Raw genomic sequence first — 15,788 nt, 5'->3', positions numbered from 1 at the left:
ATGCGCGCGTCATTCCGCATGCTCGCATGTTCGTCATCCCGCATGCTCGCATTCGATTCGATCGGTCGCGCATATCCTGCCCGTCATCGCGCCTGCCGAATTATGGTATAGTGAGGCTAGTTCGGCATGCGCAATCGAGAGGGGAGAAGAGGAATGGAGAAAATCAAGTTCGGCATCATCGGACACGGCTGGCGGGCGGATTTCTACCTGCGCATCGCGCGGGAGCTGCCGGAACGGTTCGAAGCCGCGCGGATGCTGGTCCGCCGGGAAGAGACGGCCGCCGCCCTGCGCGCGGCGTGGGGCGTGGCCGTCTACCGCGACCTGGACGCGTTCCTCGCGGACGCGGACCTGGACTTCGTCGTCGTATCCGTGCCGTGGGACGTCTGCCCGGTCTACATCCGCGAGCTGGCCGCGCGCGGCGTGCCGGTGCTCGCGGAGACGCCGCCGGCGCCGGATCTCGCGGGCTTGACCGCGCTGTACGAAGCGGTCGGCGGCGAGGCGAAGGTGCAGGTGGCGGAGCAGCTCCTGTTCCAGCCGATGCACGCGGCGCGGATAGCGCTGGCGCGCTCCGGCAAGCTCGGCGACGTATCGCAGGCGCAGGTGTCCGTCGCGCACGGCTATCACGGCATCAGCCTGATTCGCCAGTTCCTCGGCGTGCGCTTCGAGGAGGCCGTCGTTTCCGGCCAGCGGTTCGTCTCGCCGATCGTGGAGGGACCGGGAAGGCAAGGGCCGCCGCGGGAGGAGATCGTCAAGGATTCCAGCCAGGACATCGTCTTCCTGCGCTTCGGGGACAAGCTCGGCGTGCTCGATTTTACGGGCGACCAGTATTTCTCGTGGATTCGGCGGGAGCGAGTGCTCGTCAGAGGGCCGCGCGGGGAAATCATCGGCGACGAAGCCGCGTGGCTGCAGGATTTCCGGACGCCGGTCGTCTTGAAGCTCCGGCGCATCGACAACGGCTTCGACGGGAACGTGCTCGGCTTCAACTACGGCGGCATCTTGCTCGGCGCGGAATGGCTGTACGTCAATCCGTTCGTGCCGGGACGGCTGACCGACGACGAGGTCGCCGTCGCGACGTCGCTCGCCAAGATGGGCGACTACGCGCGGGGCGGGCCGTCGTTCTACAGCCTGGCCGAAGCCTCGCAGGACCATTACCTGAATCTGCTCGTCCAGCGGGCGATCGCGGAAGGCGCGACGGTGACCGCCGAGAAGCAGGCGTGGCATCCCCGCTCCTGATGCCTGCCCGGAAGGCGCTCAAGCGGATGCGGACATTGGGACCGTAATCCGGTGATTTAGAACGGTCCGGCGAGCAGCGATCGGCATTGCCATCAAGGTCAGGAAACCCCGGCGCGGCCAGTCGCCGGGGTTTTTTGCCGTTTCGCGCGTCGGACGCAAACAAAACGCCGGTACCCGCGAACGGGCACCGGCGTTTGCCGCTTCGGCCGCGACCGGCGTCACCGCCGCCCGCAACCGAAGCGTCGCAGGACGCTACACCTGAATGATAATCGGCAGGATCATCGGCCTGCGCTTCGTATGCATGTACAGGAATTTGGCGACCTCGTCCTTGACCGCCTGCTTGTAGGACGCCCACTGGTTCGGCTTCGAGCCGTCCAGCTGCGAGACGGCGTTCAGCGCGATCCGCTGCACCTCTTCGAGCAGCCCCTCCGATTCCCGCACGTAGACGAAGCCGCGCGAAATGACGTCCGGTCCGGTGACGACCTTGCCGCCCGACTTGGCGACGGACATGACGAGGATGAGGATGCCGTCCTCCGACAGCACCTTTCGGTCCCGCAGCACGATGTTGCCCACGTCCCCGATGCCGAGCCCGTCGACGAGCGTGTTGCCGTTCGGGATTTTGCGGTCCTGGCGGGCGACGCCGCCGGCGATATCGACGACGTCCCCGTTGTTCAAAATAAACGTATGGCCGCTTTCCACGCCCACCGCTTCCGCCATGATACGGTGCTGGTAGAGCATGCGGTATTCGCCGTGGATCGGGATGAAATATTTGGGCCGCATCAGCGTAAGCATGAGCTTCAGCTCTTCCTGGCTCGCGTGCCCCGACACGTGCATGCCCGTCACGGTCCCCGAGCCGTAGATGACCTTGGCGCGCCGCTCGAACAGATTGTCGACGATGCGGGCGACGTTCCGTTCGTTGCCGGGAATCGGCGTGGCGGCGAGGATGACGGTATCGCCCGGCGACACGCCGATTTGCCGGTGGCTGCCGTTCGCGATGCGGGCGAGCGCCGCGAGCGGCTCGCCCTGGCTCCCCGTGCAGAGGACGACGAGCTCGCGCGGCGAATACCGGTTCGCTTCCGCCGGCTCTACGAGCATCCCGTCCGGTACCCGCAAATAGCCGAGCGAGGACGCCACGTCCACCACGTTGACCATGCTGCGGCCGAGCAGGCAGACGCGCCGGTTCGCCTTCTCCGCCGCGTCGATGACCTGCTGGACGCGGTGCACGTTGGAGGCGAAGGTGGCGAGAAAGATTTTCCCCTCGGCCTTGGCGAACTCCTCCTCGATATGCGCGCCGACGAGCCGCTCCGACGGAGTGAAGCCCGGCCGTTCGGCGTTCGTGCTTTCGGACAGGAGCGCGAGCACGCCGTTGCGGCCGATTTCGGCCATCTTGTGGATGTCGGCGTACTGGCCGCCGACCGGGGTCAGGTCGAATTTGAAGTCGCCCGTATGGACGACCGTGCCCTGCGGCGTGTGGAAGGCGATGCCGAGGCAGTCCGGGATGCTGTGGTTCGTGCGGAAGAACCGGATCGGAATCGCCCCGAGCGTCAGCTCCGTGCCCGCGTCGATCTGCTGCAGCTTCGCCGTGCCGAGCAGGCCGTATTCCCGCAGCTTGCCTTGGATCAGCCCCAAGGTGAGCCGGGTCGCGTAGATCGGGATGTTGAGCTGCTTCAGCACGAACGGAATGCCTCCGATATGGTCCTCGTGGCCGTGCGTGACGATCAAGCCGCGCACCCGGTCGCGATTTTCGAGCAGATAGGCGATGTCGGGAATGATGACGTCGATGCCGAGCAAGCTCTCGTCGGGAAATTTGGAGCCGCAGTCGATCACGATGATGTCGTCGTTGTATTGCACGACGTACATGTTTTTGCCGATTTCGTTCACGCCGCCCAGGGCGACGATCGAGAGCCTGTCTTCCGAGCGTTTCATAAGTAGCTGACTCCTTTCGCGGCTGTACGGATCAGCCGGTCCGTTCACGCGGAAATACGATTAAGATTACCCAACCCGTCTAAAATTATCCATCGCCGGGCGGTCGCGGTTTGGTATAATGGGGTAACGCTTACATCCATAACGGGCCATGGCGCGCGGCGGTTCGCCGGCGCCGGCCGCGAAGGGAGCATCCCCATGTCCGAAACGATTCATGCCGTCCCGACGGCGGGCAAAGCCGTCGCCATTACGTTCGACGACGGACCGAACGCCTTGTACACGCGCCAGACCGCGGACCTGTTCAACGCCGCGGGCGGGAAAGCCACGTTCTTCATGCTCGGCGAGAAAATCGGGGAGATGCCCGATTTCGTACGGCGGATTCACGAGGAAGGCCATGAAATCGGCAACCATTCGTACTCGCATCCGTTTCTGACGAAAATCTCCGGCGACGAAGTACGGGCCGAGCTGGAGCGGACGGACAAGCGGATCGAGCAGGCGACGGGCAGCCGCCCGGCCGTGTTCCGCGCGCCGTACTTGGACGCGAACGAAGAGACGGCCGCGATCGCGGACCGCTTCGGCTACCGCTCCATCGGCGCGGTCAACCTGGATACCCGCGACTGGGAGACGCCGGGCGTCGAGTACATCCTCGCGCATACGCGGGATACGGTCCGCGACGGGGCGATCCTGCTGTTTCACGACGGGGCGGGCGACCGCTCCCAGACGATGGAGGCGATCCGCATCCTGATCGGCGAGCTGACGGAGCAAGGGTACGAGCTGGTCACGGTCAGCGAGCTGCTGTCGCGGCGGAGCGAATAATCTGGCCGCAGGCCGGCCGGCCTGTACCGCGCAGGCCGCGCAAGCGGCGTCGAGGCCGCCTGCGTCCGGCGCACGGAATCATCCGATCCGCTTCCGACGCCGCGAATGCGCGGCGGCAAACGAGCCCCCGGACCGAGACTTCGGCCGGGGGCTTGCCGCATTTCCTGTCGAACCGCGGCGAAAAGTTAACTTTCGTTAATTGTTTGGCCGTTGCGTCTCCGCTACATTTAGAAGCAGCTTGATTAATTGGCGGAGGAGCATGCATGAAGATGGGGAAACGCAACAAACTGAGCGCCGTTCTGGCGCTGTCGCTCGGCGCGCAGCTGCTGGCGCCCGTGCTGGCGTCGGCGGAGATCAAACTGGAGGGGACCGGCAGCCCGTACGCGTTCAACGTGACGGACCCCGACTACGGGGAAGGCTACGCGCTGGACGTCGCTTCTTACGACGAACGGCATGAACTGCTGTACCGGGCAACGAGCGAGACCGATCCCGCGGAGCCGTTCACGATCGCGGTCGATCCGTACACGTGGGTGCCGAACTTCGATCTCGACGACCCGCATCCCGTCACGTTCGAGGTCAAGACGGTACCCGTGGCCGGCGGGGATCCGGTCGACGAGGCGACGTATACGTGGAGCATGATGTCGACCGTCCGCGTCGCCGTGAACGTGCCGGAATCGCTGCTGCCCGGGTTTTCCGTGACGGTTACGGCCAAGAGCGGCGCTTCGGTCGTCTTGAAGCCCGGCGATGCCGGCGTCGCGTACGACGCGGCCGGCGGGCGGCTGACCTTCGCGGCGGACTTGGCGGATCCCGGGCCGTACGCGATCCAGGCGAACGCGGACGGCAGGCCGTACGCGGCGGCCGTCGTCAAGCCCGACGATCGCAACCGGAGCATCCGCGAGACGAAGGCCGAGCCCGGCAACGCGGTGCATTCGTATTTCGACGTCCAGGCCGGCGTGCTCTATCCGTACGTCGTGAACGACCGCGTGCCGCTCGCCGGTCTGGACGCTCCCGAGACGGCACGGAGATCGCCTTCGACAACCTTGACGACGCGACGACCGCGGTCGATCTGCCGGAAGGGTTCCGTTTCGGCTTCTACGGCCGGACGTACGACAAAGTCGGCGTCGGCACGAACGGGGCGCTCTATTTCGGCGACGGCGATTATCCCGCTTACGGCATGGACCGGTTCCCGGATGCCCTGACGCGCCGGCGGCGGTGTATCCGTTCCTGTCGGATCTCGTGCTTCGCCGGGCGCCGGGCGGCGGGCCCGAGGCCGGCCCGGAATCGCGGTACGAAGGCGGACCGGAAGCCGATTCGCGCGTCTATGCGAAGACGGTCGGGGAACCGGGCGACCGCCGGTTCATCGTGCAGTGGGACCGCGTCTACTCGCTGGATGACGAGAGCAATGCCCCGCTGTCGTTCCAAACCGTCCTATACGAGAAAACGGGCGACGTCCGCGTCCAGTATCTAGCGACGGCGAGCGACGATCCGGACTTCGATGCCGGCGGCAAGGCGCTCGCGGGCATCCAGGATGCCGGCGATTCGGAGTACGGCGGGCTGCTGTACGCCTGGAACGAACCGAAGCTCGCGGCGGGGCTGGCGCTCTGCTACGGCCTTCATCCTCGCTGCGGCGAGGCGGGGCGTTGACGGACGCCAAGCTGGACGCCGCGGGAACGAAGCTGACGCTCACGTTCGACCAGCCGCTCGATCCGGCGGTCTCGCCGGTGCGCTATCTGTCGCTGGAAGGGACCGCGGCGGCGGTGGAGAGCGCCGGCTACGCCGGCGAAGCGGGGGCGTACCGGCAGGTCGTCGCGACGTTGTCGGACGCGGCCGCCGGGGACGGCGAGCTCGAGGTCTCGCTGCGGGAAGACGCGGTGCGCGGCGAAGCCCGCGGCATCGCCTCTGAAGCGGTGACGGGCTTCCCGGTGACGAAGGAGCCGCCGGTCACGGACCCGTCGGGCCCGAGCGGCCCGACCGGCCCGTCGGCGCCGTCCGGGACGACCGGCCTGCAGGGCACGGCCGGCGGCGCCGCGGTGCAGCTCGCGACGGGCACGGCCGGCGAGCTGGACGGCCGCGCGACGATGACCGCGGCCATCGACGACGCGAAGCTGGCCGAGCTGCTGGCGCGGGCGGGCGGCAAGCCGGTCGTCGTCCTGCCGGTCGGCGGCGGCTTCGACCGCGTCGACGCGCTGCTGACGGCGGGCGGGCTCCAGGCGCTCGCCGGCCGTTCGGGGACGCTGCTTCTGCGAACCGCTATCGGCAGCTACGCGCTGCCGGCGGGGGAGATCGCGGCGGCGTTGATGAAGACACTGACCGCATCGGGTGCCTCCCCGGCGGACGCCAAGATCCGCGTTACGATCGCCAATGTCGGCGGCGGCGCGGCGAGCCGGCTGCAGGCCGCGGCGGCGAAGGGCGGCTTCGAGGTGCTGGCGCCGCCGGTCGAATTCGCGGCTGCGATCGAGGCCGGGGGCAAGACGGTTCCGATCGAAGCGCTCGGTTCGTTCGCGAAGCGCGGCATACGGCTGCCGAACGGCATGGATTCATCCCGGTTGACGACGGCGGTCATGCTGGACGAAGACGGCGGCGTACATGCCGTGCCGACCTCGCGCGAGACGCGCGAAGGCGTGCCTGCCGCGGCCGTTAGCAGCCTGACGAACGGCGTTATCGCGCTGATTCATCATGAAGCGCCGTTCGCGGACACCGGGCGCCATTGGGGCCAGGACGCGATAGACGATCTGGCGTCGCGTCTCGTGCTGACCGGCGGCGCGGACGGCCGCTTCCGTCCGGACGACCGCGTCACGCGCGCCGAATTCGCGGCGATCCTGCTCCGCGCGCTCGGCTTGCGGGACGGCGGCACGGCCGAATTCGGCGACGCGGACCCGTCCGCCTGGTACGCCGGCTACGAGGACGGCTATTTCCGCCCGGACCGCGCGGTGACCCGCGAGGAAGCGATGGTCATGCTCGCGAGAGCGGCGAAGCTGGCCGGGCTCCCGGCCCCGGCCGGCGGCGCCGAGACGGCCGCGGCGCTCGCGGGCTTCAAGGACCGCGCCGCGCTCGCCGGCTGGGCCGCGCCTTCCGCGGCGGCCTTGATCCGCGTCGGCCTCGTGCAGGGCTCGGCCGGCAAGCTCCGGCCGGACGCCGCCATGACGCGCGCCGAGACGGCCGCGATCGCGCAGCGGCTGCTGCGGCGGGCGGGCCTGATCGACGGCTGAACCGAGGGCTCCGGCCGCTTGGCCCGGCCGGCCGTCCGGCTCGGTCGGTCGCGATGCGGCAGGCCCGGTTAGCGGGCATTAGCGGGCCATGACGCTCCCTCCCCTTCGTGTCGAAGGGGAGGTTTTTTTCGCGTTTGGCGTCCTACCGGGTGGACGGCCTGCGCGAACGCGCTCGAATACCCCCTATCGCCCCGCCATACAATGTACTATGACACGGCATGTGCCGTTGCAGTTCCGCACACCCCGCGAAAGCCGCGGGGGGAAGGAGGAACGGATGAAAACGATACGCATCGGCGCGGGGCAAGGCTTCTACGGCGATTCGGCCGCGCCGGCCGTCGAGACGGCCAAGCGCGGCGGCATCCACTACCTCTGCATGGACAGTCTGGCGGAGCTGACGCTGGCGATTCTGCAGAAGGACCGGCAGCGGGATCCGGCCAAAGGGTTCGCGGCCGACCTGGGCGCGCAGCTCCGGGCGCTGCTTCCGGTCGCGAGGGCGAACGGCATCCGGATCATTACGAACGCCGGCGGCATGAATCCGGCCGGGGCGCTGCGGGAAGCGGAGCGGGTCGCGAAGGAGCTGGGGCTGAAGGGCCTCAAGCTCGCCGTCGTCACCGGCGACGACGTGCTGGAAGAGCTCGACGCTTACCGGGAGCAGGGCGCGCTGCTCGAGCATCTCGAGGACGGCCGGGACATCGCGGACGTCCGCGACCGGATCGTGTTTGCCAACGCTTACTTGGGGGCGAAGCCGATCGCCGAGGCGCTTCGGCAGGGGGCGGACGTCGTCATCACGGGACGCGCGGCCGACTCGGCGCTGTTCCTCGCGCCGTACGTCCACGAGTTCGGCGTCGGGCCGAAGGACTGGAACCGGCTCGCCCAAGGCGTGCTGATGGGCCATCTGCTGGAATGCTCGGGCCAGGCGTCGGGCGGCAATTTCAGCGGCGATTGGCAGGCCGTCGAGGCGCTGGAGGACATCGGATTCCCCATCGCGGAGATCGCGGAGGACGGGACGTTCGTCCTGACGAAGCCGGAGGGGACCGGCGGCCTCGTATCCGTCGATACCGTGAAGGAGCAGCTGCTGTACGAGATTCACGACCCGTTCGCGTACGCGACGCCGGACGTCGTGCTGAACGTCAGCGAGGTCGCCCTCGAGGACGCGGGGCCGAACCGGGTCCGGGTGACCGGCGCCCGCGGCGCGAAGCGGCCCGAGACGCTGAAAGTCGTCATGGGCTACGCGGACGGCTGGCTGGGGCAGGCGATCTGGGGGTATTCGTGGCCGGACGCGCCGGCGAAGGCGCGCGCGGCCGACCGGATCGTGCGCAAGCAGATCGAGCGCAGCGGACTGCGGGCCGACGAGATCCGCACGGACTTCCTCGGCCTCGATTCCCTGCACGGGCCGCTCGCGGCGCCGCCCGCCGAGGAACCGAACGAAGTCTACGTCCGGCTGGCCGTGCGGACGAAGAGCCGGGACGAAGCCGCCAAGCTCGGACGGCTCGTGCCGCCGCTCATGCTGAGCGGCCCGCCGGCCATGGGCGCCTTCCTCGGCATGCTGAAGCCGCGCGAGCTGCTCGGCATGTGGTCCTGTCTCGTGCCGCGCGAGCTCGTCGAACGCAAGGTCAGCGTCACGGTGAAGGAGGTGCGGCCATGACCCGCGTCCAGCTGCGCCATCTCGCGCAGGCCCGGTCCGGCGACAAGGGCAACAGCGTCAACATCGCGCTGTTCGCGCCGAACGACGACGTGTTCGACGCGTTGGCCGCCCAGGTGACCGCGGAGCGCGTGAAGGCGCACTTCGACGGCCTCGTGCGCGGGGAAGTCGTCCGGTACGTGCTCCCGAATCTGAGAGCGATGAATTTCGTCTGCCGGGAAGCGCTGGACGGGGGAGGCTCCGCGACGCTGCGCTTGGACAATTTGGGCAAATGCTACGCGTCCAATCTCATGCGGTTGGAGATCGAGTACGACGGCGAGCCCGCGTCGCCCGGAGGCGAGCCTGCGCCGTCCGTCAACGAGCCCTGACGCGCGCGGACCGTGCGCGATAGGACGGTTCTTCGAGCGGCCTGCCGCGTTCGCAAAGCCGCGCGGCCGGCGCTTCGGCGGGGGTTCTCCGGCGTTTGGGCCGCGGCTTGGGGCTTCGATCGGAAGGAAGGAGGCACGCGGATGAATTTCGAATTGACGGCCGAGCAGGCGATGATCCAAGCGTTGATGCGCGATTTCGCGGACGGCGAGGTGGCGCCGGGGGCAATCGAGCGGGACCGGACGGGGACGTTTCCGGCGGACGTCTTCGCGAAGCTCGCCGCGCTTGGCATGATGGGGCTGCCGTTCCCCGAGCGCTACGGCGGCGCGGGCGCGGACACGGTCAGCTTCGCGATCGCGGTCGAGGAGCTGAGCCGGGCCTGCGCTTCGACCGGCATTACGTATTCCGCGCACGTCTCGCTCGGCGGCGCGCCGATCGCGATGTTCGGCACCGAGGCGCAGAAGGAGCGCTTCCTGGCCCCGCTCTGCGCGGGCGACTACCTCGGGGCGTTCGGGCTGACCGAGCCCGACGCCGGCTCGGATGCCGGCGGCACGCGGACGACGGCCGCGCGCGAGGACGGCGGGTGGCGCATCAGCGGCTCGAAGTGCTTCATCACGAACGCGTCCTACGCGCGCAATCTCGCGCTGACGGCGGTCACCGACCGCTCGAAGGGCACGGGCGGAATCAGCGCGTTCATCGTCCCGACGGACGCGCCCGGCTTCGCCGTGCGGGCGGGCTACGAGAAAATGGGGCTGCACGCGTCGAACACGACCGAGCTGATCCTCGACCGGGTGGCCGTGCCGGAGGACCGCCTGCTCGGCGCGGAAGGCCGCGGCTACAAGCAGTTTCTCGCCGTGCTCGACGGCGGCCGGATCGGAATCGCGGCCATGGCGGTCGGCATCGCCCGGGCGGCGCTCGACCGGTCGCTGCGGTACGCCAAGCAGCGCAAGCAGTTCGGGCGCGTCCTGTCTTCGTTTCAGGCGATCCAGTTCAAGCTCGCGGACATGGCGATGCACGCGGAGGTGGCCCGCACCATGGTGTATAAGGCCGCCTGGCTGAAGGACCGGGGCAAGAGCTTCAAGAAGGAAGCCGCGATCGCCAAGCTGTTCGCCACGGAGACGTGCATGAAGGCATGCGATCAAGCGGTGCAAATCCACGGCGGCTACGGCTACATGAAGGAATTCGAGGTCGAACGCTACATGCGCGACGCGAAGCTGCTCGAGATCGGGGAAGGCACCTCGGAGATCCAGCGGCTGGTCATCGCGGCGCAGCTCGGCTGCAAAGACTGACGGGAGGAGGGCGGCGGATGGAGCGCGAACGCGATAACGGCCTCGGCCGGCTGCGGGAGGAGACCGCCGCGATCAAGCGGGGCGGCGCCGGAAAATACCACGCGAAGAACGCGGAGCAGGGCAAGCTGTTCGTCCGGGACCGGCTGCGCCTGCTGTTCGACGACGACGTCGAGCTCGAAGACGCGCTCTTCGCGAGCGGCGCGGAAGACGGTCTGCCCGCGGACGGCGTCGTGACGGCCATCGGCCGGATTCACGGGCGGACGGCCTGCGTCGTCGCCAACGATTCCACCGTCAAGGCGGGGTCGTGGGGCGCGCGGACCGTCGAGAAAATCATCCGCATGCAGGAGACCGCCGACAAGCTGCGGGTGCCCCTGCTCTATCTCGTCGATTCGGCCGGCGCGCGCATCACCGACCAGGCGCTCATGTATCCCGGCCGGCGCGGGGCGGGGCGGATCTTCTACAACGAAGCGAAGCTGTCGGGCAAAATCCCGCAGGTCTGCCTGCTGTTCGGGCCGTCCGCCGCGGGCGGCGCGTACATTCCGGCGTTCTGCGACGTCGTCATCATGGTGGAGGGCAACGCGTCGATGTACCTCGGCTCCCCGCGCATCGTGGAGATGGTGACGGGCGAGAAGGCGACGCTCGAAGCGCTCGGCGGCGCGCGCATGCACTGCGCCGTCTCCGGCTGCGGCGACGTGCTCGCCAAGAGCGAGGAGGAGGCGATCGCCCTGGCGCGGGCGTACATGGCGTACTTCCCCGCGAATTACGAGGAGAAGCCGCCGGAGCGCGAACCGCGGCCGCCGGCCGACAGCGAACGATCGCTCGGCGAGCTGATTCCCGGCGACCAGTATACGCCGTTCGACATGTACGAATTCCTCGACGGCTTGATCGACGAGGGTTCGTTCTTCGAGATCAAGCGGCTGTTCGCCCGCGAGCTCGTTACCGGGCTGGCGCGGCTCGGGGGCAAGCCGGTCGGCATCGTCGCGAACCAGCCGCGGACGAAGGGCGGCATCCTGTTCCGAGACTCCGCCGACAAGGCCGCCAAATTCGTCAGCCTGTGCGATGCGTTCTCGATCCCGCTGCTGTTCCTCGCGGACGTGCCCGGGTTCATGGTCGGCACGGCGGTGGAGCAGGCGGGCATCATCCGCCACGGCGCGAAAATGATCGCCGCCGTCTCGGAGGCGACGGTGCCGAAGATATCCGTCATCGTCCGCAAAGCCTACGGCGCGGGGCTGTACGCGATGGCGGGCCCGGCGTTCGAGCCCGACTGCTGCCTCGCGCTGCCGTCGGCGCAAATCGCGGTGATGGGGCCGGAGGCGGCGGTGAACGCGGTATACGCGGGCAAAATCGCCGAGCTGCCGGAAGCGGAGCGGGCGGCCTTCGTCGAACGCAAGCGCGAGGAATACGGCCGCGACATCGACCTGTACCAGCTGGCGTCGGACATGGTGATCGACGGCATCGTCCCGCCGCACGGCTTGCGCAAGGAACTGATCAAGCGGTTCGCGGCGTACGCGTCGAAGCGCGTCGCGTTCGCGGACCGGAAGCATCCGGTGTATCCGGTATGAGCGGGGAGCGGGGCCGATGACGGCGAAACCGGTGCTGTGGGAGGAGCAGGGCCATGTCGGGCGGATCGTCCTGAACCGTCCGGAACGATTGAACGCGCTGAACGCGGCCATGCTGGAGGAGCTGGACGCGATCGTCGGCGCGGCCGGCCGGCGTCCGCGCGAGATTCGCGTCGTCATCGTCGAAGGCGCGGGGCGGGCGTTCTGCGCCGGCGCGGACTTGAAGGAGCGGCTCGCGCTGACGGAGCGGGAGGCGATCCTCCGCGGCGTCGCCCGGATCAAGTCCGTCTTCGGCGCGCTGGCCCGGCTGCCGCAGCCGACGATCGCCGCCATGGGCGGGCTCGCGTTCGGCGGGGGGCTGGAGCTGGCGCTCAGCTGCGATTTTCGCATCGCCGTCCGGGACGTCCTGCTGGGGCTGACCGAGACGAGCCTCGGCATCATTCCCGGGGCCGGCGGCACGCACCGGCTGGCGCGGCTGATCGGACCGGCGCGGGCGAAGGAGCTCATCCTGACGGCGCGGAAGATCTCCGCCGAGCAAGCGTTGGCGTGGGGAATCGTGAACGGAGTGGCGGAGGACGGGAAGGAGCTCCGGGAGCGGTGCCTCGAGCTGGCGGCCGAGCTGCTCGCCAGCGCGCCGCTGGCGGTGATGCGGGCGAAAGCCGCGATCGACCGGGGCTTGGAGGCGAATCCGGGGGCGGCGATGGCGATCGAGGACGAAGCGTACGCGGCGCTGATCGGCACGAAGGACCGGCTCGAGGCGCTGGAGGCCTTCCGGGCGAAACGTCCGCCGCGGTTTACGGGCGAGTAAGCCGCCTTGGCGAAATGCGTGCGGGAGGCCGCCACGCGGACGAGCGGCGAGCGCCCGGAAGAGCGGCGCGGCGGAGCTTCGCGCAGCCGGATCTATATGCTTCATGACTTGAGGGAAATTACCGGCAGATTAACGCGCGAAGGCCGGAGTCATGTATCTGCTCCGGCCTTTTTGTTTGCTTGGATCGCGGTTCGCCGGCAGTTAGATTCGCACCGCGTACAACGAATCGGCAGACTGCAAATACCAAACGCCGGCCCGGTATGGCGAATCTCCGGGCCCGTCGAAGACGTGCTCGCGGTATTGGAACTTCGACGGGCTTCTTTGAATGCTTACCGTCTTCTCTTCTTTCATGTAATAAAGGTACGTTTTGTCGTTGAACGTGAACGCGACCGTACCATCGGGTCCCAGCTCGTCGATGGCGAGGGGAGCGCGCGTCCACGACCACCAATAAGGACTTTCGAAGACCCGTTTAACGATGCCTTCCGGCGACCGGACATTCACGACTTGGCGGCTTATTGCTTTATCGTATTCGATATAAGCAATCCATCCGTTGTTGATCCGGTAATAAGTATTGGCCGTATAAGCCAAACGAGGGTTTACCGACAAGGTCGTCACCGTATTATCCGCGCTGCGCAAACGAAGCGCCCATACTTGCTTGGCATAATTGTTGCTCTCGACGAGTTCCCGGTAGACGATGTTTTTTCCGTCCGTTAACGGCCCGTAAAAGCCGAAATTCGAGTCGAACGACACGACCTTGTTGGAGGGCGTCGCCAGCTGCGTCACCGTACCGTCGGGAAGAGACCGAAAGAGCGCAAACGCGTTAACGGGCGCAATCGGAGACGTGTACAGCATGGTACCATCGGCCGAGAACTCGACTCTGTCATAGCCGAGCTCGCGGGTCTGTCCCGTCGTTAGATCCACGTTATGCCGGCTGAGCAGCGCAAAATTCCCGTTTCCCCGGATATCGAGCAGATTTTCGTCGGTTGCGATCCGCGAAGCCTGCCCGGATGTCCAATAGTAGACCGGACTCACCCTAGGCCATACGCCGCTTCTGGGATCGGTACTCAGGTTGTACACCACGCCTTGCGCCGACAGCTTCGCTTGACGGATGATATTCGTCGAACCGGTGCCATCGAATACTTTTACTTGCGTGCCGTCCTTGCGGTTAAACAACCAGAGGACTTTATCTTTTTCTTTCCATGCGATGCGGCTTGCATCAAAATCGAGGATGGTTCCGTTAAACGCGTTCAGGAGCGATTTGGTTGCTTTGTCGTTTGCATCGGCGGCCGTCTTGAAAGGGAGCATGACTAACAGTGGCAACATGAATGCCAAAACGAACGGTATGAATCGACGCTTCATCGGATTACCCCTTCCTGTTTCGTTTTCTTCATCCGCATTCCGGTATAACAGCCTTGAATCTATTATCATAAGCCCGAAAGAATGATACAATCATCCGAATATCCTCTTTTTGCCATCTCTACATAACGTTCAAACTCCGAAAAGAGGAGAGAAACACGGACTTCTTGATCCAATCGACTCATTTCGCTTACGGGCACGATTGCCCAGCCGGACGGCGTCGGCGACGCGATCGCCTTATCCCGGGGGATATTCCCGCCGGCCATCATGCGTTGCGTCTGGAGGTTCGCTCGCGCGTCACCGCCGGTTTCGTTCGATTGACGTCAAAATAGCGGGATGCTATGCTTTTGATTAATCTGGAAACGACGTGCGGGCATTCGCGGCAGAAGGGGAGAGAGCATGGAAGGCAAGAAGGTTACGCTCCGGGATCTTGCGCAGAAAGCGGGGCTTTCGGTCAACACGATCTCCCGGGCGCTGAAGGACAAAGAAGACATCGCGCTCTCCACCCGGAAGACGATCAAGGACCTGGCCAAGGAAATGGGCTATGTCGGGAACGCCCTCGCCGGCTCCCTCCGGTCCGGGCTGACGAAGACGATCGCGGTCATCGTCAGCGACGTGGCGAATCCGCATTTCGGCATCATGGTCAAGGATATCGAGAAATCCGCCCGGAAGCACAACTACACCATCTTCGTCATCAATACGGAGGACGAGCACGAGATGGAGGAACGGGCGATCTATACGGCCATCGGCAAGAACGTCGACGGCATCATCATCTGCCCTTCCCAGCGCAGCGCCGAGACGATCCGCATCCTGAAGAAGAACGGCGTGCCGTTCGTCCTCATCGGAAGGCGGTTCGAGGAGGAGCCGGATTTCGACTACGTCATCTGCGACGACGAGAAGGGCGGCTATTTGGCGACCAAGCATCTGCTCGATAACGGCCATAAGCGGGTGCTGTTCCTGAACGGGCCGGACCGCATCTCGAGCGCGCGGGAGCGGCTGGACGGCTACCGGCGCGCGCATCGCGAAGCCGGCGTGCCGGTCTCCGGGGAGCTGATCATCGAGGTCGGGGCGTCCGCGGGCGATACGCGGCAGATCGTCAAAGGGCTGATCGAGCGGAAGGCCGACTTCACGGGCCTGTTCGCGTTCAACGACGTCATCGCCTGGGAGGCGGCGTACGTGCTGCAGAAGTACGGATTCCGCGTGCCCGAAGACTTCGCCGTCGTCGGCTTCGACAACATCCAGTCGCGCCTGTTCATTCCGTTCCAACTCTCGTCGGTCAGCAACTCCAAGGGGAAAATGTCCAAGCGGGCCGTGGATATCGTGCTGCACAAAATCAACCATCCCGATTCTCGCGAACGGTTCCGCGAGGTCATCGACACGACGCTGATCCTGCGGGAGAGCACGAAATAAGGCGGCGCGGCGGCTGCGGGACGGCGGCTTTGCGCCCGGCGGCTTTGCGCCCGGCGGACGGGAACGAAATCGGCTGGACGAGGCGTCCGTCGGAAGCCGAGCGACCGGGGAAATCGCGATTGAACGCTAAAGGCGTCGGCCGGCATGAGCGGACGAAAACGGCCGAATCCGGCGCCA

At 66.6% G+C, this 15,788-nt stretch carries 13 protein-coding genes; 11 read left to right on the top strand and 2 right to left on the bottom strand.

Annotation, left to right across the window (positions count from 1 at the left end):
* Window positions 1–153 precede the first annotated feature (153 nt).
* The gene (locus BMZ79_RS27890) at window positions 154–1,233 is read left to right on the top strand and encodes a Gfo/Idh/MocA family protein (RefSeq protein ID WP_090646898.1); all 1,080 of its coding nucleotides are present in this window, start codon (window positions 154–156) and stop codon (window positions 1,231–1,233) included.
* Window positions 1,234–1,485: 252 nt separating this feature from the next.
* Here BMZ79_RS27890 and BMZ79_RS27885 read toward each other — a convergent pair whose 3' ends face one another.
* Window positions 1,486–3,159 carry a ribonuclease J gene (locus BMZ79_RS27885; RefSeq protein WP_090646896.1) on the bottom strand — a complete coding sequence of 558 codons (1,674 nt, stop codon included), beginning with the start codon at window positions 3,157–3,159 and terminating at the stop codon, window positions 1,486–1,488.
* A gap of 195 nt (window positions 3,160–3,354) precedes the next feature.
* Here BMZ79_RS27885 and BMZ79_RS27880 point away from each other — a divergent pair, with 195 nt between their 5' ends.
* From BMZ79_RS27880 to BMZ79_RS27840, 9 genes are all read left to right on the top strand, one after another.
* On the top strand, window positions 3,355–3,972 hold the full coding sequence (locus BMZ79_RS27880) for a polysaccharide deacetylase family protein (protein WP_177222381.1): 618 nt from the start codon (window positions 3,355–3,357) through the stop codon (window positions 3,970–3,972).
* 263 nt (window positions 3,973–4,235) lie between these two features.
* On the top strand, window positions 4,236–5,171 hold the full coding sequence (locus tag BMZ79_RS27875; protein ID WP_143089139.1) for a hypothetical protein: 936 nt from the start codon (window positions 4,236–4,238) through the stop codon (window positions 5,169–5,171).
* Between the two features lie 13 nt (window positions 5,172–5,184).
* Entirely contained in the window at window positions 5,185–5,616 is a 432-nt protein-coding gene (locus BMZ79_RS27870) for a hypothetical protein (RefSeq protein WP_090646887.1), read from the top strand.
* Window positions 5,613–7,181, top strand: coding sequence for an S-layer homology domain-containing protein (locus tag BMZ79_RS27865; protein WP_090646883.1), 1,569 nt, complete (start codon window positions 5,613–5,615; stop codon window positions 7,179–7,181). The genes BMZ79_RS27870 and BMZ79_RS27865 overlap by 4 nt, the downstream gene beginning before the upstream one ends.
* 274 nt (window positions 7,182–7,455) lie before the next feature.
* A complete protein-coding gene (locus BMZ79_RS27860; protein WP_090646878.1) occupies window positions 7,456–8,826 on the top strand; it encodes an acyclic terpene utilization AtuA family protein in 1,371 nt (456 codons plus the stop codon).
* Window positions 8,823–9,191, top strand: coding sequence for an AtuA-related protein (locus tag BMZ79_RS27855; RefSeq protein WP_090646875.1), 369 nt, complete (start codon window positions 8,823–8,825; stop codon window positions 9,189–9,191). The genes BMZ79_RS27860 and BMZ79_RS27855 overlap by 4 nt, the downstream gene beginning before the upstream one ends.
* Before the next feature lie 141 nt (window positions 9,192–9,332).
* Window positions 9,333–10,478, top strand: a complete 1,146-nt coding sequence (locus BMZ79_RS27850; RefSeq protein ID WP_090646871.1) for an acyl-CoA dehydrogenase family protein — start codon at window positions 9,333–9,335, stop codon at window positions 10,476–10,478.
* A gap of 17 nt (window positions 10,479–10,495) precedes the next feature.
* The gene (locus BMZ79_RS27845; RefSeq protein WP_090646869.1) at window positions 10,496–12,040 is read left to right on the top strand and encodes an acyl-CoA carboxylase subunit beta; all 1,545 of its coding nucleotides are present in this window, start codon (window positions 10,496–10,498) and stop codon (window positions 12,038–12,040) included.
* Window positions 12,041–12,056: 16 nt separating this feature from the next.
* Window positions 12,057–12,845 (top strand): enoyl-CoA hydratase-related protein, encoded by a 789-nt coding sequence (locus tag BMZ79_RS27840; protein WP_090646866.1) that lies wholly within the window; start codon window positions 12,057–12,059, stop codon window positions 12,843–12,845.
* 201 nt (window positions 12,846–13,046) lie between these two features.
* Here BMZ79_RS27840 and BMZ79_RS27835 read toward each other — a convergent pair whose 3' ends face one another.
* Window positions 13,047–14,294 carry a hypothetical protein gene (locus tag BMZ79_RS27835; RefSeq protein WP_143089138.1) on the bottom strand — a complete coding sequence of 416 codons (1,248 nt, stop codon included), beginning with the start codon at window positions 14,292–14,294 and terminating at the stop codon, window positions 13,047–13,049.
* A 306-nt stretch (window positions 14,295–14,600) separates the two neighbouring features.
* Here BMZ79_RS27835 and BMZ79_RS27830 point away from each other — a divergent pair, with 306 nt between their 5' ends.
* On the top strand, window positions 14,601–15,611 hold the full coding sequence (locus BMZ79_RS27830) for a LacI family DNA-binding transcriptional regulator (RefSeq protein ID WP_090646861.1): 1,011 nt from the start codon (window positions 14,601–14,603) through the stop codon (window positions 15,609–15,611).
* The last annotated feature ends 177 nt before the right edge of the window (window positions 15,612–15,788 follow it).

The organism is Paenibacillus sp. UNC496MF (genome assembly GCF_900113915.1).
Taxonomy (GTDB): Bacteria; Bacillota; Bacilli; order Paenibacillales; family Paenibacillaceae; genus Paenibacillus_Z; species Paenibacillus_Z artemisiicola.
The sequence above is the reverse complement of the archived record's forward strand: the minus strand, read 5'-3'. Positions and strand labels throughout refer to the sequence as shown.